We start from the raw sequence: 22,643 nt of genomic DNA on the forward strand, positions 1-22,643 counted from the left end.
AAGGCTATATTCCACAGGGAAAGAAGCGTGAACCGCATGAGTTTTGAAATCGTAGAGGCTACCATTCCGGAGATTCAGGCTGCGCTTGAAACCGGAGAAATGACGTCCAGACAATTAGTCCTCATGTATTTTGAACGTATCGCCGAGCATGACAAAAGCGGGCTGACAGTCAACTCCATTCTGGAGATCAATCCCGATGCCCTGTTCATTGCCGAATCTCTGGATGTGGAACGCTCGCTGCAAGGCCCCCGGGGGCCGCTGCATGGTATACCTGTCTTAGTGAAGGACAATATCAACACCGGCGATAAAATGCACACCAGTGCAGGCTCGCTGGCTTTGGCGGATTCTTTTGCCGGGGAAGATGCTTATATCGTCACCAAGCTGCGCGAAGCTGGGGCCGTCATTATAGGCAAAGCCAATATGACTGAATTCGCCAATTTCATGACGAACGGCATGCCGTCCGGGTACAGCTCACGCGGCGGACAAGTGCTGAATCCCTACAATATATCCACGCCGACGGGCGGCTCCAGCGCCGGCTCTGCGGTAGCAGTGGCCTGCAATTTCTGCACAGTGTCCGTGGGTACGGAAACCTCAGGCTCCATTCTGAATCCAGGCAATCTCGGCTCCATCATCGGCATCAAGCCGACGGTGGGGATGATCAGCCGTTCCGGCATTCTGCCGCTCTCGAATACACAGGATACTGCCGGACCCATGGCACGCACGGTCCGCGATGCGGTACTGCTGCTGAACGCAATGCTGGGGAAGGATGACAGAGATGCCGCCATGGGGACAAGTGCAGGCCGTCTGCATGAGGATTATACCGTCTTCCTCGACCCGAACGGGCTGCAGGGCGCACGGATTGGAATTCCGCGGGATTATTATTTTGAGGAGCTGACCGATGAGCAGCTGGCGCTGTTCAACGCCTCGGTGGACCGGATGCGCGAGCTTGGCGCCACCATCATTGATCCGGCAGAGATCCGGACCGCACGCGAGATCAGTTATTCCTCCGTCGTGCTGAACGAATTCAAGACCTCGCTGAACGCGTATCTGGCCGCTCTCGGCCCGGGAGCCAGAATGCGCACGCTGAAGGATATTATCGACTTCAATCATGCACATCCTATGGAGACCTTGAAATACGGTCAAGCCACCCTGCTGGATGCCGAATACACCTCCTCCGGCACGTTCACTGAGCCGCAATATCTGCGCGACCGGGCAACGGATCTCAGGCTCTGCAAGGAGCTTGGCATCGACGCCACGATGAAGGAGCATCAGCTTGACGCACTGCTGTTCCCGGCGGATTTCGGTGCACGGATTACCTCCAGGGCAGGTTATCCTTCCATCGTTGTGCCTTCCGGCTACACTTCTGCCGGTGCTCCCTTTGGGGTCACCTTCTCGGCGCAGGCTTACCAGGAGCCGGTACTGATCCGGCTGGCATATGCCTACGAGCAGAATTATAAGGTCCGCAAAGCACCTTCCCTGCAAAGCTTCATATAAACAGAAACGATACCGTCCTTCTGAGGGACGGTATCGTTTCTGTGAGAAGAGCTGCTTGTTCTATTCCTCCGCGATGCCCATATACCGGTTGCCTGCATGTGACAGCCCCCAGGTGCGCAGCTCATAGCTGCGGATTCCCGTGAGAATGTACGGATCGCGCTCTGCGATCCGCTCCGCTTCTTCGCAGGAGTCTGCACGAATAATGACCATGCCGCCCGGACTGTCGCTGAAGGGTCCGCACATGACCAGCTGTCCGCTGCGTTCGAGCTCCTGCAGATGCTTGACATGCGCCCGGATGATATCTATATCCCTCCGGTCCTGAGGGGTGGGACTTAACATAATAACATAACAAATATCCTCTCCGCCATTAACAGAACTCATTTGTCTGTCCTCCTTATTCATATCCGCGCTGGCTCTCCTCATCCGCAATATTCTGGACTTCCTCGGCATGCATCAGATAGAGGCTATAGTTTCCCTCCTCATGCAGCTTCTGGACCCGCTCTTTCAAGAATTTGGGACTTCCCTCGGCTGCGTCTTCGTCATAGAACAGCAGAATCCCGTCGCTTTTGCGCAGCAGCAGGTCATCCCTGGCCCGGAACTGCCAGCTTCCGTCGTATGGAGCATTGCTGACCGCCCCGTAATAATCAGCCTCGGCAATAATCCGGCGGTATTCATCCTGCTTCTCCTCTTTCCACTTTTCTTCCGGAGCGGCATGTGCTGTAATAATGCCCAGCTTCAGGCCGGGATACTGCTGCTTCAGCTCCAGCACCACTTCACAGGCCCACAGATCCACCCCGTATTGCCCGGGAGTAATGATCCATTCTACCCCTTCCTCGATCAGAGGGATTAATCTGTTTCTCAGCGCTTTTTTGATATACGGAATCCCCTGATGTTTGCTGTCAAAAATCCCGAGCTCATGCGCGCGGTAGCCTGTTACCAGTAAGGTTGTCATATGCTGCTTCTCTCCTGAACCGTTAATCTTCGTATCTCAATCTATTTCTGCATTATACCATTTTGGGCGTAAAAAAAAGGACGACTCTCCAGGCCTGAAGACCGGGAAATCGTCCCTTAATATTATTTGTCTGTCAAAATCAGCACGCCACGTCCCGGAACAACGGCCGTACCGCTGAAGGTCTTACCTGTCAGCAGATCGGTGCGCTGAACGGAACCGATATCAGCGCTGAGTTCGCTTTCCTTATGGTTCAGCAGGAACAGATAGGATACACCGTCCTTAACACGTTGTACGGACTCGATGCCTTCTGGTGCACTGACCAGCGGCTGGATCTCTTGTTCGGCACAGAGGTTCGACAAGAACCCTTGCAGGAACGCCGCATCCGGACTGGTTGCCACATAATAGGCCTTGCCTTCGCCAAAGCGGTTCATGGTCAGGGCCGGCATGCCTTTGTAAAAGTCGGTGCCATACTCCGCGAGCACTTCTGCGCCTTCAGCGTGAATCAAATCGCACAGTAAATCGCATGGATAGGTGCGGTTCAGCGCTCCCCACTCTTTGCTCATCACGATTTCATTGCTCATTCCCGGCAGCAGCGCATCGATCTCCTCAGCCCAGATGCCGAGTACGTTGCGAAGCTCACCAGGGTAGCCGCCTACGGTAACCAGATCATTCTCATTCACGATTCCGCTGAAATAAGTCGTAACGAATGTGCCGCCTGCCTTCACGAAGGCTTCTACCTTCTCAGCAAATCCCGGCTTAATCATGTACAGTACCGGAGCAATGACTATCTTGTACTTGGACAGGTCTTCTTCAACACCGATCATATCGGCTTCGATATTCTGCTGATACAGGGCATCATAATATTTATGCACTTCGTTCACATAATCCAGTGCTACGGAAGGTCCGCTCGACAGATCCAGCGCCCAGCGGTTCTCCCAGTCGTAGATAATGCCTATCTGTGCTGCGCTGCGCGCATCCAGAAGCTGGTCGCCCAGCAGCTCCAGTTCTTTGCCGAGCTCAGCACATTCACGGAATACCCGGGTATGCTCATGTCCCACATGCTCAATGACTGCACCATGATACTTCTCGCAGGCACCGACGGAACGGCGGAGCTGGAAGAACAGCACAGTATCCGCACCGCGTGCTACCGCCTGATAGCTCCACAGACGCATCACGCCCGGACGCTTCAGCGAGTTGTACGGCTGCCAGTTCTGCTGGCTTGGCGTCTGCTCCATCAGCATGAACGGCTGGCCATGCTTCAGGCCGCGCATCAGATCATGTGTCATAGCCGTATGGCTGACCGGCGTATCGAGCGACGGGTAGTTGTCCCAAGAGATGACATCCATGTGCTTGGCCCACTCGAAATAATCCAGCTCCGGATAGAAGCCCATCAGGTTCGTGGTAACCGGAACATTCGTGCTGTGCTCCTTGATCGCTTCATATTCCAGCTTGTAGCATTCCAGCAGACTGTAGGACATGAATCTGCGGTAATCGAGGGATATCCCCTGGAAGTTGGTCCGGTTGCCATTCCATTCCTCACTCAGCTCACTGGGCACAACAATTTCTTCCCAGTCATAGAAGGTATGTCCCCAGAAACGGGTATTCCAGGCTTTATTGAGAGCATCCAGCGAGCCATAACGGTTCTTCAGCCAGACTCTGAAAGCGGCTTCGGATTGCTCAGAGTAATCGTAGCCGCCATATTCATTGGAGATATGCCAGGCGACCAGACCCGGATGATCCTTGTAGCGTTCGGCCAGCTTGCCAGCCAGCTTAGCAGCAAATTTCCGGTAGACCGGACTGTTCGGATTGGAGTTGTGGCGTCCGCCGAATTTGCGTTTTCTGCCCTGCACGTCCACCCGGGTTACTTCAGGATAACGGTGAGCCATCCAGGCCGGATGAGCACCGGTGCTTGTCGCCAGACATACATAAGTTCCATTCTTATATAAGCGGTCGATTAATTCATCCAGACCGGTGAAATCATAAGTATCCTCAGAAGGCTGAATCAATGCCCAGGAAAATACATTAATCGTGGCGACATCAATCCCCGCCAACTTGAACATCCGTTCATCCTCTGCCCATACCGGGGCATCCCACTGCTCCGGATTGTAGTCTCCACCGTACCAGATCTTCGGCAATTTCTCGTTGATCACACTTCGCACATCCTTTATAGTATAAGTATATTCTTATTTTAATCCCTAACCGAATCCCTTTAAATATAAAATAAAATACTAAGTATATAATAATATGGAACTACAGGAGATGACATGTATGTCAGTGAGTGCCGTGCGCAGAATCGTCTTTGCCCAGGAGAGCGGACAGCAGCTTCCAATCACCCTGGACAGTATGGGGTATAACCCCGATCAGGAAAAAGTATCCCGCCCGCAAGGCTACCATACCTATCACTGGCTGCAGACGGCGCATGGTGAAGGCATCATCCATCTGGACAACAAAAAAGTCACACTCGCTGAAGGCAGCGGCATTCTGCTCATGCCGGGTACGCCGCACCATTATGAATCCCTCTCTTCAGAGGTGTGGTGCACGTATTATCTCACCTTCGGCGGTGCTTCAGCCCGGAATATTCTGGATTCGCTCGGCATGAACAGGAGCCTGCTCTACCGCTGGGAGAGTGAAGCGCCGCTCTCTCATATGCTGGAGGAGATGCTTGACCGCCATGATGCCGCAGATGATATGTTCAGCCTGGGCGAATCGACTGACGCTTACCGCTTCCTGCTGACGCTGAATAAGTACGGGCAGCTGCATAATAATACGGCGATTTCCCGCAATGTGGACAAGCTGCAGCCGCTGCTGAAATGGATGGACAGCCACTATGGCGACCCGGATGTGGGACTCTTTGATCTCGCGGCGCAGCTTGATGTGTCGGGACGGTATCTGAACAGCCTGTTCCTTCAGACCTTTGGACTGTCCCCTTATGCTTATTTCGTCCGTCTGCGCATCCGCAAGAGCAAGGAGCTGCTCGTTACCCAGCCGGGTCTTACGGTAAAAGCGATCTCCCAGCGCGTCGGGTTCCGCGACGTCAGCCATTTCGTGGCCACCTTCCGCAAGCAGTCCGGAACGACGCCGGATCAATTCCGGCGGCTGCACTAAATCTCCGTTCATGATCTAGCCCCCCCGGCAATAGCCTTGCACACAAACATCAGATAAACTTTTAGATTATCATGTGGGGTTATGGCGCATGATGGACAAAAGACGCCATCCTTCCGCCTGATCCCGGATGCCCGGATAGATCAGCTTTCGGCCTTCAGAATCTCAACGGCGTAAGGCCCAAGCTCAAACGGTCCACTAAGCAAGGCACCGGTAAGAGCACTGCGGTAATGCTTGTCGAGTCCCACGGTCTGTGCCGTACGCGTGAGATTCAGCAGGAACAGCAGATCTCCCGCCTTTCCGGTACGCGTAAATGCCTGCACACCGTCCGGCAATCCCGGAAACAGGACCAGCTCTGCCTCTAGCGCGATATCATGGAGAAGCTTCAGCCAGTAGTCCTCACCGGCATGAGTCCCGATATAATAAACCCGGCCCGATCCGAAGCGGTTCACAGTAACCGCAGGAGCTCCGGTGAAGAAATCGTCACCATACCAGGCAATGGGCTCGGCCCCCTCTGGCCGCAGAATGTCGCACCACTGGCTGCATTCATACAGCATACTTTCACGATCAACAAGCAAATGATTTTCGGTTCCGACCGGGTCGTATTCCTCCACCGAAACGCCCGCCGCACGCGAGAAGAATCCCGGCAGAGGCTGCATTTCGCAGATGTTGCTCATATTCTTCACGCCGCTGCGGTTCGTGAGAATCACTGTTCCCCCGGCTTCGGCATAAGCCTCCAGTGACTGGGAGGCTTCTTCATCGTGCAGGTACAGACTGGGGGCAATCACCAGCCTGTACCCCTCAAGCGGCTGACGCCAGTCGATAACATCACAGCTGATGCCAAGCCGGGTCAGCGCACGGTGGTACAGCTTGATATTCTCATAATAATCCATCCCCTCGGCCTGGGGCTGGATACGCAGTGCCGCCTGCTGCTCATGCGAATACAGGATGGCGGCCCGGCTGACGACCTCAGTCCCCTGCAGCAGCGGGGCCAGACCATTCACCTCGCCGCACAGCTGTTCGAATTCGGCGAACCTCCGTCCGGGCACATTGCTGTGGTCGATCAGCCCATGCCAGAATTGCTCCGCTCCGGCTGCCGCACTGCGCCAGCGGAAATGCACAACTGTATCCGCCCCGCGCGCAATCGCCTGCCAGGCATAAGCGCGGATGAGACCCGGGTGCGGCGTCCGCCACATGGGGAACCAGCAGCCCGGAGGCCCGCTAAGCTGCTCCATGATCCAGAAGTTCCGGCGTTTGATGCCCCGGGTCAGATCCAGGGAAAGCGCGCCGCTGTAAGGCGCGGTCGCCTGCTTCTGCGGTGACGGGTTCGGATAATAATCGAAGGCGGCCACGTCGAGATCCTCAGCCAGCCCATGCATGTTGAGCCGCTGCGGATAGCTGTGGAAATTATGCGTAATGAAATGCTCCGGGCAGACCCGTCGCAGAATCTCTACCTGGGAACGCTGGAAGGCAATACATGATTCCCACTGGAACCGCTGATAGTCCAGCAGAAGTGAGGGATTCTGGTGTGGCGAGCCGCCGTAAGGCACTGTAACCTCAAACCAGTCACTGTATTCACCGCTCCAGACCACGGTCCCCCATTCCTGGTTCAGATGCTGGAGCGTGCTGTATTTTGCCCGCACCCAGTCCCGGAAGTCCTTATTGCAGCGGTCGCAGCAGCAATCCAGCATGCTGAATTCATTATCGGTCTGCCAGCCGATCACGGCCGGATGACTGCTGTAGTGTTCAGCCAGGCGTTCAATGATGCGGCTTCCGAATTTGCGCAGGGAGACACTGTTGTAGCAGCGGTGCCCGCGCACGCCTTCGTGATAAATCCGCCCGTCCGCAAAGACCGGCAGCACATCCGGGTAAGTCCGCGTTACCCAGCGCGGCGGTGTTGCTGTAGGCGTTCCGATCACAACCTGGAGGCCATATTTATGAAACAGATCTATCGCCCTATCCAGCCAGCCGAACTCAAATTCCCCTTCGCTCGGCTCCAGACGGCTCCAGGCAAACTCTGCCACCCGCACCAGTCTGACGCCGCTCTCCTTCATTAGCTTCACATCCGGCTCCCACATGGATTCATCCCAGTGCTCCGGATAATAATCAACACCGACTTGAACGTTCTTATAACCTTCCCCGCCCATTCCTTCACTCCCTTTCATCCTCTTATTTTAAATCAAATAAAGACGCTCCGCCTCACATCAATGATGAGATAGACGGAGCGCCTTTCGCAAATCCACTTTATCCAACTGCTTATTTGGTCCGTATCCGGACTCTCTGTTTACTTGATCCGCTTATTTCTTCAGCTTGTCCCAAGCAGCCTGCATACCTTTTTCCCAGCCGGCTTCGTCGGTTTTACCAGCGATCAGTTCTTGGATGACGCTGGCGAATTCCTGAGTTACACCATCAGGGAATTTTGAAGCCTGCAAACCGTATACTTTACCTTCTTTAACATATTTCCATACATCAGCACCAAGAAGACCGATATCTTCAGGTGTTGCTGGAATGGTGGACAGAGCAGGAATGAATTTCCATTTTTTCACGATATACTCTTTACCCATGTCTGAAGTTACGAGCCAGTTCAGGAAGGTTTTAGCTTCTTCCTTCGATCCGGAATCCTTGTTAACGACCAAGTTCGCTGGAACGCCTACAGACAGCTTATCGTTCATCGCAGGATCGTCGTTAATTGGCATAGGAAACATACCGATGTTCATGTTAGGCTTGATGTTATCAACCAGAGTCTGTGCCCAGTTGCCCTCCTGCATCATAGCCGTTTCGCCATTGGCGAACATAGCCAGATGAGTATTAGCATCTGTAGTCAACGGATTTTTTTGTCCGTATTTTACAGTCAGGTTAAGCAGGTTGCTCCAATCCTTGAATTTCTCGTTGCCCACGATTGTGGAAGTTCCGGCATTCAGGCCCTTGATGAAATCATCAACATTAGCCTGCTGTGCAAAAGCTACGCTAATCCCCTGGATACCCAGCAGCCACCATTCCTGATACGCATTGCCGAAAGGAATAACATTGATCGCCTGCAGCTTCTTAGCGTCTTGTTCCAGCTCAGAAATGGTCTTTGGAGTTTCAGTGATACCCGCTTTTGCAAACAGGTCTTTATTGTATACATAACCGATACCTTCAAGGTTCATTGGCATACCATAGGTTTTGCCGTCTTTGGTCATTGGCTCTGCAGCCAAAGGAATCAGATCCTTCACCCAAGGCTGATCGGACAGGTCTTCCAATTTGTCAGCCCACAGTGCCATTTCAGCGTAACCGCCGTTCGAGAAAATATCAGGAGCATCGCCGGAAGCAAATTTAGTCTTCAGGGCTGCCGCATAGTCTGCACCGCCGCCGACCGTTTGGATGTCCAGCTTGATGTTAGGATGTTCTTTCTCGAATTCAACCTTCAGCTCGTTCAGGCCTTCCACGATTTCAGTCTTGAACTGAAAAATTTTAACCGTTTTCACTTCGCCGGATTTGTTGCCAGCGCTTCCATTAGATGCAGTATTGGATGCGGCATTATTTGAATTCCCGCCACAAGCCGCGAGCACTACTGTCATTAGCATTACAGATGACATCAACAGTGCAGAACGTTTCTTAATCATTTTATTTCCCCCTCATATAATTTAACTGATTCCTATGTGGAACGGGGGCCCGGTGTTAACCTTTCACCGAGCCGGCCGCTATTCCCTCAACAATGTACCGCTGCATGAACAGATAGAAGATCACAATTGGAGCAACCCCGATTGTCAGTGCCGGGAGCGCCATATCCCATTGCTTCGTATACTGCCCGAAGAATGAGAAGGTAGCCAGCGGAATCGTACGAAGCCCAGGCGCCTGAAGAATCAGCGACGGAAGCAGGTAGTCATTCCAGATACCCAGAGCATTCAGCACGATAATGGTCATCAGCATCGGCTTCAGCAGAGGAAGCACAATCCGGAAGAACGCCGATATCGGATTACAACCATCGACCGTTGCCGCCTCTTCAATCTCAAGAGGTACGGACTTGATGAAGCCGTGGAACAGGAAGATCGCCATCGGAATACTGAGGCCCAGGTTGGAAATAATGAGGCCCAGAAAGGAGTTATTCACTCCTAATACATTAACGACCTTTAGGATCGGAATCATAATGGTCTGGAACGGAACGACCATCGCCGCTACGAACAGCAGCAGCAACACCCGGTTAAACCGGTTATTGGCGCGAACCATACGGTAAGCAGCCATTGCACTGAACAAAGAGATCAGAACCACACTGATGATGGTGACAATCAGCGAGTTGCGGAAGGCTTCAGAGAAGCGGGCCAGTTTCCAGGCATTCGAGTAGTTGGACCACATGAAGTGCTGCGGCCAGCTTGCAGCATCGCTCAGGATCTCCCCGAAGGATTTCACCGAGTTCGCCAGCAAGAAATAGAAAGGAGAGAGGAATAGAAGCGCCAAAAGAATCATGATTACTTCAATTCCGACATTCCATCTGCTTTTGGACTTTGCATTCATTAAGCTTCTACCTCCTTGCTCTTCGTCACACGGACCTGAATGACAGTGATAATCGCTACAATCAGGAAGAAGAGCAGCGCTTTGGCCGTACCCAGACCGTAACGGTTGTTCAGGAAGGCTTCATTATAGATATTCATGGCAACAGACTCGGTCGATTTGAACGGTCCGCCTTTGGTCAGCGACAAGTTCAGGTCGAACATTTTGAAGGACCAGGAAATGGCCAGGAACAAGCCGATGGTTACCGCAGGCATAATCAACGGTACGATAATGTTGCGAAGCACCTGCATCCGGGATGCGCCGTCAATCTCAGCAGCCTCCAGCACTTCTTTGGATACGTTACTGAGTGAAGCGATGTAGATTACCATCAGATAACCGGAAGACTGCCAGATAAACACTAAGACAATCGCCCAGAAGCCCGTGGTTGCATCACCTAGCCATGGAAGGTTAAAGAAGGACCAGCCGGTGACATCGCCCATCGTGGCGAAACCCTTGATAAAGATAAATTGCCATATAAACCCGAGCAACAATCCCCCGATCACATTCGGCATGAAGAAAATGGTACGGAGCATATTGCGTGTTTTTAATGGTTTAGTCAGCAGATAGGCCAGAAAAAAGCCCACTACATTGGTCAAAACCACTCCCAGCACAGTAAATCTTACGGTGAACCAGAAGGATGACCAGAAATCCGGATCATTTGTAAATATCGCTTTAAAGTTATCAATGCCAACCCAGCTTACGTTTCCGGATACGCCGTTCCAGTCCGTGAAGGAATAATACATTCCCATCAGAAATGGAATAATCGTAATCAGGGTAAAAAACAATAATGCCGGACCCACAAAAAAAGCCTGTTGACCAAATTGGGACAACTTCGAACCGCGCATTCACCCGTCCCCCTTTCTTTTACTCACTCACTTGTTTATGATCTAAACATATTATCTGTTTTTTGAAGGACCTCTTACACCTACTCAGGTGATCTTTCAGGTGTAAAATATTGATCGGATGTGACAAGAATCGATGAAATGGAACAGTATCCGCACCAAATTGATTGTTTTTTTACTCCTTCCCACCCTAATCTGTATCATGGCTACGATGTTTATCAGCTATTCTTACACGACGAAGTCTCTCCGAACCCGGGCGGTAGATGAGAATAAAAATCTGCTATACCAGGGCTACAAAAATATCAGCACCCTGATCCAGGAGGTAAACCGGTTGTCTCTGACGGTCTACTCGGACTCCGACTTCTACAGGCAGCTTGAAGCGGGCTACGATGATATGACGGCCAATATCCGGATCTACTCTTCGCTGAACTATATTTTGACTTCTATTCCTGACGTTTTTCAGGTCTATCTATATCGTGTCAAGGATAGCAAAGCCACGCTCGTAGCCCACAATGCCACACCCATGCGCCGGCAGGGGATTCCGCTCTTTAGTGACACCCGGATCACGGACTCATCCCCCCTATCCATTCAGAGTACACATATAAGCAACAGCTACGGGCTGAATTCAGTGATTCCGCAGTTAACTCCGGAGCCGGTCTTCACCCTGCATAGAAGGATTGAGAGGGTCCCTTCCACCGATGCGCTCGGCTATCTCTCTATTGATGTGAAGCTGACAGCGTTTACGGACATCATGGACCAGCTGTATGAGCGCGATAAAGAAAACATCTATCTGGTGGATGACAGCGGCACGGTCGTATACAGTCATGATGAGGCAACCTTGGGTAAACCGCTGAATGCCTCCTGGTATGATAAGCAAATCGCGGCAAACGGACTGTCTCAGGGTTATTTTGAAGAGGAAGGAGCCGTGTTTATCTATCAGAAGATTGAGAGCCCGGGACTGAACTGGACGCTGGTGAAGCAGATTCCGGTCTCTTACCTGTACCGTGAAGCGAACGAAGCCGTCAGAATCAACATCATGCTGCTGGTGCTGCTGATGATTATGATTATCGCACTGACGATTCTCATCTCCTTCCGGATTACGGCTCCCATTAAGCAGTTGACAAGGTATATGAATCAGGTGCAGACGGGTAATCTCGAGATCGATATCAGGCCGACCGGCAAGGATGAGATTGGTCTCGTTACCGAACGATTCCGCAGCATGATGGATACGATCAACAACCTGATTCTGCGCGAATACCGGCTGGAGCTGTCGAACAAGACCAATGAGCTGAAGGCGCTGCAGGCACAGATTAATCCTCATTTTCTGAACAATACGCTACAGATTATCGGTACACTCGCTTTGGAGCTTAAGGTGCCGCAAATCTATGCCCTGCTCTCCGCGCTCGCCAAAATGATGCGATACAGCATGTACAATGATGAGAAAATTGTGACGGTTCAAAATGAGCTGGATCATGTCAAAGCCTATATGGAGCTGCAGAAGGAACGTTTTGAAAATAAGTTCACTTTCCGCTACGATATGGAGGACTCGCTGCAGAATGCGCTGATGCCCAAGATGATCCTCCAGCCCATTGTGGAGAATTACTTCAAGCATGGCTTCAATCTCGCCCGTACCGACGGGCTGATCGAAATCACAGCGGCCCGGCTTGCCACCGGACGGATGGAAATCATCATCCAAAACAATGGCAGCTCCATTCCTGCAGCAAGGCTGGAAGCGCTACAGCAGGAGCTTGAGCATCCCAGCCGGCTGGATATCGGCTCCCTGAAAGACGCGGACAGCAAAGACAGCACACGGGATGCCCCGGGTGCCCGGATCGGACTGCCCAACGTGCTGGCCCGGCTAAGGCTGGTCTGTGGGGACAGTGCTGTGCTGATGGTGGATAATCATAAGGCAGGCGGAGTCGTTGTCAGATTGGAAATTGAAATTGTTGTGGAGAGTGAAGGAATATGAAGGCGCTGATTGTTGACGATGAGGCCAGAGTACGCAAGGCGGTCAGACTTCTGGTCGACTGGGATGCGCATCAGATCGGGGAAATTCTGGAGGCCGGGAACGGTAACGAAGCCATTCAGCTGATCCGCAAGGAAAAGCCGGCACTTGTCATCATGGATATGATGATGGAGTCGGGTAACGGGATTGAGCTGATGACCTGGGTCAATGAATTTGCCGGGAGCACCAAGTTTATTGTGGTCAGCGGCCATAATGATTTTGACTTTGTCCGCCAAACCGTCCGTCATGGCGGGATTGACTATATCCTCAAACCCATTGAGCCGGAAATGATCAATAACGCTGTATCCAAAGCGGTAGCCGCCTGGAGGACCGAAGAGGAAGAGCGGAGCCACCGGCAGAAACAAAGCATAAGGCTGAATGAAATCAAGCCTATCTACGGGGAGAAGCTGCTGTCGGCGCTGATTGATGATCCGCTGAATGCGGAAGCCACGCTGCGCAGGCTTTTGGATGAGGGAGTGGTCCCGCACCATGCCAGTGTCTCACGGCTGATTCTGGTGCAGACTGATCCCGGCAACAATCCGCTGATCAAACGGTTCGGCGGAGACAGTGAGCTGATGTATTATGCCATCGTCAATATCTGCAATGAATTTCTGCAGCAGAGCAAGGGGATAGCGTTCCGCTATTGGGGAGGACCGCCGGAAATTGCAATGATCCTGTGGGATGTTCAGGAATCGGTTGTCGAGCTGATCAACCGGATCAACCAGGGAATATACCTGACACTGCAGTTCCGGATGCACTTTGGCATCAGCTCAGTAGGAAGCCTTCCTGGAGGACTGCCCGCCGAACGCGCAGAAGCCGCCGAAGCACTACTCCGGCGGAATCTGTTAAGACATGAGGATTACTGCCATTTCTCCTCACCCGCTGAACCTTTGGATACCGGAAACGGGGCGCCGATGCTTTTTGCAGACGTACAGGAAGAATGGAGAATGGCCGTGATCAGCGGCAGTCCAGAAGTGCTGTCAGCCGCAGCACAGCATTGGACCCACGAGCTCAGCCGCCGGGGTGTGGTTACCCCGGAGATGCTGAATTCCTGGAAAGCCGACGCCCTGCTCTTCCGTTCCCGGCTGGTGCGGGAAGTCCTGGGCGGACAGGCCGATCGTGCACTGGCAGAGCTGGAGCGGGCGGATACCCTCAATCCGGCTCCACTGCCGAGCGGCTATTCCTTTTCTTTATTCGCCTGGCGCGACTGGTCCTTCGCCATGCTGCAGCAGCTCTCGCAGGAGCTTGCCGCCAGAGCAGTGAAGGAACGTAACCCGATGACGGATATTGTAAAATATATTGAGCAGAACTACCCCTCCGACCTGTCACTGCAGGAGGTAGCCGGTAAATTCTACGTTAGCCGCGAGTACATTTCACGCAAATTCAAGCAGGAGTATGGCATCAATTTCTCTGACTTCATCGGAAATGTCAGAATCGACAAAGCCAAGCTTCTGCTGCAGAACCCCAACCTGAAGCTGTCGCAAATCTCGGAAATGGTCGGTTTCCATGATGTCAAATACTTCAGCAAGGTGTTCAAAAAACAGGTAGGCTGCTCTCCCAAGGATTACCGTATACAGAATACCCCCTGATTTATTTTTCATTCGGGTTAATCGTCCATACAGACAGTGAGGAAGGTGCATATCATGGGTCTGTAAGATGAAAACGCGGAGGAGGTTATACAATGAGCGGTTGCGGAAATATTGGAGGCCTGGTTACTTCCACTACTACAATCTTGGTGCTGTATATTCTGCTGGTGATTATTCTTAGAACATTTTAATCTGTCATAAGCCAAAAAAAGAGAGCCTACAACCATGTAGGTTCTCTTTCATGTGTTAGGTATACAACAGAGTAATAACAAGCAATTCATACAGCACAAGGGTTAATATCATTTCATCACTGCTGCTTCCGAAAAAAGCGCGTTGTCCTCCATGATGCTGTACCTTCAAATAAAGCAACCCTCTATCACAGCCCACAATTCTCCCGGTGAACACTTGACCGTCTAATGTTTGTACTCGGACAAACTGATTGGCATGTTGTCTGCATATGCCGTGTAAGTGATCTCTAACGGTTTTCAGACTTTGGATATAATGATTGTCAGCTTGATACAACACTTTTTGATGTGATCCCATTTGGATACCCATAGTAAGCACTACCTTCCTGTAAAAGTAATACATAGTATGCCTAGTGTGCTTTGGGTGTTCTTTTTCCGGTAATCCCTACGGAGCCTTACTTACTAACGGTTCCTTCATACCATGCCAGAAAAGCATCCGCCACCGCCTTGCCGGCCGTGCCGTTCGGATGCGGGTCGTCACTATTGCTCATATACTCCGCGCGGACCCGATGGTCTGCCGGAGCCGGCATAGACAATACGGCCGCGATATCAAATATACGGCTGACTCCCGCAGGCGGTGCGGTAAGAATCTGTGCATTTACACTGCGCCAGGCTTCCTCACGCTCGCCCTCAAAATTAAATGGCGGTACAGTGCTTAGAATAATCTCCACTTCCGGATTGGCCGCTCTGATCAAGGAAATGATATGCGCCAGATCTTCAAGCAATTCCGCAGCCGAGCGTTTACCGATATCAAGATCGTTCACACCCAGCACAATAAGCACTTCATCTCCCTGCTTGGCTTTATTCAGCCAAGAGCCGTTCGTGGCCACATCGTAAGCTCTGCCCCAGCCGGACCCGAGATTCCACAGCCCGTACCCGGTTCCAAGCCCTTCAGCTATCCGCGCAGCCCAGTAGGAATATTCGTCTTTAGCCGTCCGCACACCCTGTGTGATGGAATCACCCAGGAACACGAGCCTTTTGGACACTTTTTTCTTGTAGCCGATGTAGCTTGGCAATACCAGGAGCTTGTCCGATACACTGAAGGAAGCATCCGATTCCTGTCCGGCGAGATTTCCCGGGGCATCGTAGGCAGAGACCAGGATGCCCTCCACGTTGTACGGGAAGGTTTTGCCCGGTGCAGCCGTTCTAATCGTCCATGTAAAAGCAAGATAGTGGCCCTCCGGCAGTATAAGCGAAGCCTCGTCACTCCAGAAAGTCTCCCCCGGGGCCACCTGCTTCGCCGCTGCTCCCGAGAAGGTCACAGGCACCTCAGTGCCTGACGCGACGGTACCATCCGGCGCAAGCCCTCCGTCAGCAATATAAGCCGCCTCAATGCTCCATTCGCCTCCCGGCTCGCTGCCTCTCGCTTCAAGTCCCATATCCCAGGTCGAATCCACCGCGTTGCTGTGCCAGAATTTCAGGGTCAGGCTTCCGTTCTCACGTAACCGGATGTACGTCCGGTAAGTATGCGTGAACGGCTGCTGCGAGTTCATGATATAATTGGCGGCCGTGGACAGCGCCGTGGCTGAGGAATACTCAGACTGGCTGAACACTTCGCCTTGATTCTCTTGACTGTGCATAGTGAAGTAGCTCCTTCGTTCATACGAATCTGTAAACATTCACAGTATACGGACATTACCGGCATAAAACTAATACGAATCAGCCGATATATAACACAATTCTGATCCCCGGATCCCCCCGGCAGATCCCCTCACAACAAAAACCTCTCTGACTCCATGGAAGCTTTCGCAGCCATGCTGTACAGAGAGGTTGTGTGTCATTCTGCTATTGTACAGAATCCTAATTCTTATTTCAGTGTGATGGTGAACGATACAGATTTGGTTCCGGCGTTTACTTTCACTGTTGCATCGTCTGCTTGCTCCGCTCCGTCTACGGAAGCGATAGCACCCAGGTCTTTCACAGTGAACGTGAATGCCTTGCCGCTTCCTTCTGCGGTAACGGTAACCTTGCTGCCCTTACGCTCAGCCTTCACAGTCAGCTCAGGTGCACCATTCATATCACGGACGGTTGCAGTCGTTGCTGATCCGTCTTCCAGTGCATACAGGCCGAATTTCACGCCATCGGCAAAATCATAATCCGGGCGGGTATCTACACTGCCTGTAGCCAGCAGTGAGTTCTGACGGACAAACAGCGGCAGGCTGAAGAAATCATGTTTTTCCTTGCGCCATGATCCGCCTTGAACCGTTTCACCGCTAAGCAGGTGTGTCCAGCGTCCAGCCGGCAGATAGTATTTCACTTCGCCGTTTTCCTGGAAGATTGGAGCCACCAGCAGCTTATCGCCGAGCATATATTGACGGTCAAGCACTTCACAGGTTGGATCTTCAGGGAACTCCATCACCATCGCACGCATCGAAGCCCAGCCCTGCTCATGTGCCTGTCCGGCGATATCATACAGGTAAGGCATCAGGCTGCATTTGAGCTTGGTGAAGAAGCGGGTAACATCCACAGCTTCGTCGTCGTACGCCCAAGGCACACGGTACGAGGTGCTGCCGTGCAGACGGCTGTGGCTGGAGAGCAGACCGAAGGCCAGCCAGCGTTTGAACACATGCGCCGGAGCGGTATTTTCGAAACCGCCGATATCATGACTCCAGAAACCGAAGCCGGACAAGCCCAGGGACAAACCGCCGCGAAGGCTCTCTGCCATCGACTCATAATCCGCGTAGCAATCGCCGCCCCAGTGAACCGGGAACTGCTGTCCGCCGGCCGTTGCCGAACGGGCAAATACAGCAGCTTCATGTTTGCCAAGCTTCTCTTCCAATACTTCAAAGACCACTTTGTTGTACATTTGAGTGTAATAGTTATGCATTTTCTGCGGGTCAGAGCCGTCGAAGTACACCACATCGGTAGGAATGCGTTCGCCGAAGTCGGTCTTGAAGCTGTCTACACCCATGTCCACCAGATCACGAAGGTAACCGGCATACCATTCACAAGCTGCAGGGTTCGTAAAGTCTACAAGTCCCATGCCTGCTTGCCACAGGTCTGTCTGATAGACGTCGCCGTTTGCTTTTTTGATCAGATAGCCGTTTTTCTTGCCTTCTTCAAACAGCGGTGAACGCTGTCCAATATAGGAGTTGATCCATACGCAGATCTTCAGGCCCTTGTCCTTCAAGCGTTTCAGCATGCCGACAGGGTCCGGGAATACGCGCGGGTCCCACTGGAAATCCGTCCATTGGTATTCACGCATCCAGAAGCAGTCGAAGTGGAAAACATGCAGCGGCAGATCGCGTTCAGCCATACCTTCAACGAAGGAATTAACGGTCGCTTCATCGTAGTCGGTTGTGAACGAAGTGGTCAGCCACAGGCCGAAAGTCCATGCTGGCGGAAGCGCTGGCTTGCCAGTTAGCGAGGTATATTTGGTGATAACTTCTTTAATGGAAGGCCCTTCGATGATGAAGTATTCCAGGCTTTCGCCAGCTACACTGAACTGTGCTTTTTTCACCTTTTCCGAAGCAATTTCATACGAAACCAGCTCAGGGTGGTTAACAAATACGCCATAGCCTTTGCTTGTTACATAGAAAGGAATGTTTTTATAGGCCTGCTCAGAGCTGGTGCCGCCATCCTTGTTCCAGAGGTCAACCACCTGTCCATTTTTGACAAAAGAGGTAAAGCGCTCGCCCAGACCATAGACGAATTCGCCTACGCCGATATCCAGCTCTTCACGCATGAACGTGTTGCCGTCCTGATCTGTAATGTAGGCCATCGATTTGTAACCGCTGCCGGTAATGCGCTCGTCGCCCCGGTAGAAGTCTACGGACCAATGCGTCCCTTTGTTGATTACAACACGAAGTCCGCCGCTGATGAGTACTGTCTGTGCTTCAGTTTCTTCGATTTGTACGTGATCGCCAGTTCCCTTCGTCAATTCAAAGGCAGGACCGCGGTCCAATACGCCATCATTGTGAATGATTTTGATGCCTACCACGCCTGGAAGCGGGGAATGGAACTTCACAGTCAAGAGTGTGGAATTCAGGGTTGCTGCACGTCCTGTAATCGGAGTTGTCTGCGTAACAGCAGTCAAACCTTCAGCCGTTTTTTCTACTACATAGTTCTGAACTGCACCATTGATGTTGATTCCGTCACGAACCAGCCAGAGGCCGTCTGTAAATTTCATGTGGTACTTGCCACCCTTCAATTTGGTGTTTATAGTTGCATTATAACGATAATAATTAGACAAAACTAATATAATATAGCTTATTTATAACATTATTCTGATGTTTCACCAAAAAGGAGGCCCATAATGGACCGCACCTCGCAGCGTCTGCTCAAAGAAGACCGTGTTCATGGTGATGTAATGTTTCCACTCGCCGCCTACTGGATCGAGCTTCCCGCCGGAACCCCTGTCCTGGATACGCACTGGCATGAGGAAGCCGAGTTCTTCCTGCTGCTGGAGGGAGAGATTATGTTCCAGGTCGATACCGATTATTTTCCGCTCCGCCCAGGTGAAGCTGTATTCATTGAATCCGGTGATGTCCATGCAGCATATGCGCTAAAAGATATCCCCTGCCGCTTCTGCGCACTGGTCTTCCACCCCGATCTGCTGGCCAGCGCTCAATATGATACCATTCAGCAGACGGTGATCCTGCCGCTTCTGGAGAAACGCCAGAGTTTCCCCCGCCATATAACAGCCGCTGTCCCCTGGCAGCAGGAGCTGCTGCGCTATCTGGAGCGCATGATGGAGGTATATGATCATAAAATGCCCGGATTCGAGTCCTTTATGAAAGGAACTTTGCTGATCATGCTCTCCCAGATCGCCATAGAGGGCCGTTCGGTGAACCACAGCCAGTCGGAGAGTGCCGATACCACCAAGATCAACCGGCTCAAAAAGGTTATTCTCTATATTCAGGACAACTACCAGGAACCGATCCGTACCCGCGATCTTTCGGAGCTGATCCCAATGAGTGAAGGCCAATTCTGCCGCTTCTTCAAGGCCATGACCCGTAAAACACCGGTCGATTATATCAACTCCTACCGCATCCGCCAGGCGGCAGACCTGCTCCAGCAGACAGAACGCAAAATCTCCGACATTGCCCTGGAGGTCGGCTTCGACAACGTCAGCTATTTCATCAAAGTGTTCCGCAAGGCGATGAAATGCTCCCCTTCAGAATTCCGCAAAGGACAGGGGCAAGTCTCCGCGCAGGGGCAGCTGTATCCTTAAGTGTGGGAGCCCCTAAGTGGAAAAAGTAGAACTAATTCTGCCGAATTTGCTCTGTTATGAGAATTTGGTGGAAAAAGTAAACTTAATTTCGCAATAATATCCCTTTCAGGCTACAACTTGCTGAATTAAGTATACTAATTCCAATATAAGCCTCGCCTATTGTAATCCAGGCACCAGGAAGTGGAGAAAATCCCACGAATCCGGTGCCCAACTATGACTCGTCGGCCGAAGTGGCAACCCTAATCCCTCTACAAAACCAAATTGTCCCGTCTCTCTGGTGGAAAGGCAGCTGGAACCCTACCCTTCTTTCCGAATCACAATAAAACACGTGCTGTCCGGCAGCGGCACCCCATGGCCTTCCTCATCCATAAAGACCACACGGTCCTTCAGCGCATCTGTATAGCCCTCCTGCAAATAGTGGCGGAAAACCTCAAGCTTCGCCCGTTCCCCCAGGGTCTGCTGAATAAAGGCCTTATACTGCGACGGAGTGAAATAACCGAACTGCTCCTGGACCTCATGGATATAAGCTTCTTCTCCCCAGGTATAGGTGTACAGAAACTCCATGGCATCGTTCACCGGCATCAGCACCTCTTGCTCATCTACGTGCTCAACTTGAATGTCCCGTCCGGCAAAATCCTTCGCATATCGCTCCAGCGCCGCCATTCCGCCAGCCTCCAGAAAACGCACCCGGCGCCGCTGATTCACCGGCTCGCTCATAATGCCGTCGCGGATAATAATCGCACCGCCGTCTGCTAATACCTCAAAGCTACTCACCAGTGCCGCAGCCACGGTCTCATGATTGAACTTCACCCCGTTCAGCGGCACATAGGAATACAGCTCATGCAGAATGGAGGAGAAAATAACGGTATCCACCGTACCCGGCTCCACAAAGTCCTTAAGGTTCAACGCATCGCCCTGAAGCACTTCCCAGCGCCGGCCCTCCCGCTGCTTCTTCTGGCGTAGCGCTTCGACAACATTACTGGAGATATCAATGCCCACCGGTATCACGCCAGGCATCCGCTCTTCGATCAGATCCAGCAGCACCCCGCCGCCAGGGCCAATGTCCAGCACCTTCCGGCCGGTGACATACTCCAGAATGACTGCTTTATAGTCTGCCGTCTCATTCATTTGGCTTAAATACGTATCCTCGTTATGGAACCGGTCAAAGGCATCACGGCGCAGCTCAAACAAATCGAACAGCATGAGCACAGCCCGTTCATACAGTGCTGACTTCTCCGCTTCGGTGCAGAACTCAATCAGCTTCTCCGCTGCCGGAGAGAATTCGAAATGGAAGAACAGCGTGTCCGGCAAATACTCCTCCCGCCGCAGCCGGTGAATCAGATGCGGATTGCCCGGAGAGGCAGAACCGTTCAGAATATCCTCCCAGGCCAGCCCGGATAAGTACTTTTCAATAATCCGTTTCTTGTATACATTAATCTTCTTGGCGCCTTTGTAGTCATAATAAATGCTGTTCATAACCGCCTCGTAGCTGATATGGTTCAGACCGGTCAGCTTACTGCCGCAGGCAGTGAGAGCCACAACCTTGAGAAACTGCTCCAGCGAAAAGGTCTGCAGCGCTGATTCCACATACCAGAACGTCATCGGCTGTATCAGCTCCAGAACATCGGGATTGAAGCCCTCCTGCACCAGGCTGCTCCACTCGGTGTCATAATCCTCGCCGGCTGCAATCGCCCCTGCACGCATTCTCCGCAAACGCTCCTTCATCGGTACCCCGGCATGCAGCAGATCCCCGGATGAAATCACGGCGATCAGCTCCATCACCTCGGTCCGCACCTCCTGCCACAGCTCCGGGGATACCGCGGAAATAATGCAGTGATTCAGTGCGAACAGCAGGCGCTCCAGCTCATCAGCGGTCAGCAGCCCTTCCTCTACCATCGATGCCAGCGGACGGTTGACGGATGGCGGCACCTCACCGCGAATCTGCTGCCCGATGAGGCCATGTGTTTCAATCAGCCGGTGCACAATCTCCTGCTTCGCTGCTTCGGTACCCCCTGCCTCCATCACATGACCAGTCTGCAGACCATATTCCTCTGCCCCAGCTCGCCCTGCATGCCTCAAATACAGCTGAGCCGAACCGATATTGTGCACAAAAATATTAATTCCTTCCGCCTGCCACAGCCGGCGCTGACGCAAAGTCCCGCCTTTTGCCGTCTCTGACCAGACCAACGTCTCTTCGGCCAGCTCCTTGATCCAGTAAGACAACGCCAGACTGTCCAGCAGACGCAGGCTTCGTTCCACGTAATCCAGCACCGGGTTGATGTATTCCAGTTCTTGCAGGGAGTCTACGCGTTCCAGGTTGACAATCGTTTCTTCCGCTTGAACGATGTATTCCAGCCAGGGGAAGCCTCCCCCGTACAGTTGTCCGGTTTCGCGGTATTCTTCAATGGCTCGCAGGGATTTTAGCATGCTAATTCCTCCTAAGTATATATAATTGCCGAACCTCTCATAAGTACGAATATGCTAACCGCACCTCCGTCAAACCACACATAATCCAAAACGGAGACATGCTCCTTTTGCACATTTGTTCTGAGTGAATATATAGGTAGTCATTGGAGGATAAGTGATATAACATGGGATAAGAGTACCTGTTGAATAAGGATTGCGAAAGGCAGGATAATGATCGTGAATGTAATCAAGCTACTAACCGCGTGCCTCTTATTTGTAATCTCATTGTCGACCGGTTCAATAGGACA

At 52.1% G+C, this 22,643-nt stretch carries 17 protein-coding genes; 6 read left to right on the forward strand and 11 right to left on the reverse strand.

The features are described from left to right. Positions 1-36: 36 nt before the first annotated feature. The gene (locus tag A3849_RS08115) at positions 37-1,494 is read left to right on the forward strand and encodes an amidase family protein (RefSeq protein WP_074082848.1); all 1,458 of its coding nucleotides are present in this window, start codon (positions 37-39) and stop codon (positions 1,492-1,494) included. A 60-nt stretch (positions 1,495-1,554) separates the two neighbouring features. Here A3849_RS08115 and A3849_RS08120 read toward each other — a convergent pair whose 3' ends face one another. The 3 genes from A3849_RS08120 to A3849_RS08130 all read right to left on the reverse strand — a co-directional run bounded on the left by A3849_RS08120 (position 1,555) and on the right by A3849_RS08130 (position 4,596). Continuing rightward, positions 1,555-1,875, reverse strand: a complete 321-nt coding sequence (locus tag A3849_RS08120) for a YciI family protein (protein ID WP_218619216.1) — start codon at positions 1,873-1,875, stop codon at positions 1,555-1,557. Between the two features lie 13 nt (positions 1,876-1,888). Then, a complete protein-coding gene (locus A3849_RS08125) occupies positions 1,889-2,446 on the reverse strand; it encodes an SLOG family protein (protein ID WP_074110959.1) in 558 nt (185 codons plus the stop codon). 122 nt (positions 2,447-2,568) lie between these two features. Beyond that, positions 2,569-4,596 carry a beta-galactosidase gene (locus tag A3849_RS08130; RefSeq protein WP_074110960.1) on the reverse strand — a complete coding sequence of 676 codons (2,028 nt, stop codon included), beginning with the start codon at positions 4,594-4,596 and terminating at the stop codon, positions 2,569-2,571. A gap of 118 nt (positions 4,597-4,714) precedes the next feature. Here A3849_RS08130 and A3849_RS08135 point away from each other — a divergent pair, with 118 nt between their 5' ends. Next, positions 4,715-5,551, forward strand: coding sequence for an AraC family transcriptional regulator (locus A3849_RS08135; protein WP_074110961.1), 837 nt, complete (start codon positions 4,715-4,717; stop codon positions 5,549-5,551). A 140-nt stretch (positions 5,552-5,691) separates the two neighbouring features. Here A3849_RS08135 and A3849_RS08140 read toward each other — a convergent pair whose 3' ends face one another. From A3849_RS08140 to A3849_RS08155, 4 genes are all read right to left on the reverse strand, one after another. Next, entirely contained in the window at positions 5,692-7,695 is a 2,004-nt protein-coding gene (locus A3849_RS08140) for a beta-galactosidase (RefSeq protein WP_074110962.1), read from the reverse strand. A gap of 150 nt (positions 7,696-7,845) precedes the next feature. Continuing rightward, positions 7,846-9,153 (reverse strand): ABC transporter substrate-binding protein, encoded by a 1,308-nt coding sequence (locus A3849_RS08145; protein WP_074110963.1) that lies wholly within the window; start codon positions 9,151-9,153, stop codon positions 7,846-7,848. 55 nt (positions 9,154-9,208) lie between these two features. Continuing rightward, positions 9,209-10,042, reverse strand: a complete 834-nt coding sequence (locus A3849_RS08150) for a carbohydrate ABC transporter permease (protein ID WP_074110964.1) — start codon at positions 10,040-10,042, stop codon at positions 9,209-9,211. Beyond that, on the reverse strand, positions 10,042-10,923 hold the full coding sequence (locus A3849_RS08155; RefSeq protein ID WP_074082835.1) for a carbohydrate ABC transporter permease: 882 nt from the start codon (positions 10,921-10,923) through the stop codon (positions 10,042-10,044). Before A3849_RS08155 ends, A3849_RS08150 begins: the two co-directional genes overlap by 1 nt. A 133-nt stretch (positions 10,924-11,056) precedes the next feature. Between A3849_RS08155 and A3849_RS08160 the strand changes: the two genes are divergently transcribed. The 3 genes from A3849_RS08160 (at position 11,057) to A3849_RS33305 (ending at position 14,702) form a co-directional block, all read left to right on the forward strand. Then, positions 11,057-12,889 (forward strand): sensor histidine kinase, encoded by a 1,833-nt coding sequence (locus A3849_RS08160; RefSeq protein WP_074110965.1) that lies wholly within the window; start codon positions 11,057-11,059, stop codon positions 12,887-12,889. Next, entirely contained in the window at positions 12,886-14,514 is a 1,629-nt protein-coding gene (locus A3849_RS08165; protein ID WP_074110966.1) for a response regulator, read from the forward strand. Before A3849_RS08160 ends, A3849_RS08165 begins: the two co-directional genes overlap by 4 nt. Before the next feature lie 92 nt (positions 14,515-14,606). After that, positions 14,607-14,702 carry a YjcZ family sporulation protein gene (locus tag A3849_RS33305; RefSeq protein ID WP_218619217.1) on the forward strand — a complete coding sequence of 32 codons (96 nt, stop codon included), beginning with the start codon at positions 14,607-14,609 and terminating at the stop codon, positions 14,700-14,702. 55 nt (positions 14,703-14,757) lie between these two features. Here A3849_RS33305 and A3849_RS08170 read toward each other — a convergent pair whose 3' ends face one another. The 3 genes from A3849_RS08170 to yicI all read right to left on the reverse strand — a co-directional run bounded on the left by A3849_RS08170 (position 14,758) and on the right by yicI (position 18,885). Beyond that, positions 14,758-15,066, reverse strand: a complete 309-nt coding sequence (locus tag A3849_RS08170) for a hypothetical protein (RefSeq protein WP_074110967.1) — start codon at positions 15,064-15,066, stop codon at positions 14,758-14,760. Positions 15,067-15,151: 85 nt separating this feature from the next. Next, a complete protein-coding gene (locus A3849_RS08175; RefSeq protein ID WP_074110968.1) occupies positions 15,152-16,336 on the reverse strand; it encodes an SGNH/GDSL hydrolase family protein in 1,185 nt (394 codons plus the stop codon). 227 nt (positions 16,337-16,563) lie between these two features. Beyond that, positions 16,564-18,885, reverse strand: coding sequence for an alpha-xylosidase (gene yicI, locus A3849_RS08180; RefSeq protein WP_074110969.1), 2,322 nt, complete (start codon positions 18,883-18,885; stop codon positions 16,564-16,566). A gap of 126 nt (positions 18,886-19,011) precedes the next feature. On the opposite strand from yicI, the gene A3849_RS08185 reads away from it, so the two are divergent. After that, positions 19,012-19,929: an AraC family transcriptional regulator gene (locus A3849_RS08185; protein ID WP_074110970.1), complete on the forward strand. Its 918-nt coding sequence runs from the start codon at positions 19,012-19,014 to the stop codon at positions 19,927-19,929. 297 nt (positions 19,930-20,226) lie between these two features. Here A3849_RS08185 and A3849_RS08190 read toward each other — a convergent pair whose 3' ends face one another. After that, positions 20,227-22,356, reverse strand: a complete 2,130-nt coding sequence (locus tag A3849_RS08190) for a class I SAM-dependent methyltransferase (protein WP_074110971.1) — start codon at positions 22,354-22,356, stop codon at positions 20,227-20,229. Between the last annotated feature and the right edge of the window lie 287 nt (positions 22,357-22,643).

Source organism: Paenibacillus sp. P46E (assembly GCF_001909095.1).
Lineage (GTDB): Bacteria > Bacillota > Bacilli > Paenibacillales > Paenibacillaceae > Paenibacillus_AQ > Paenibacillus_AQ helianthi.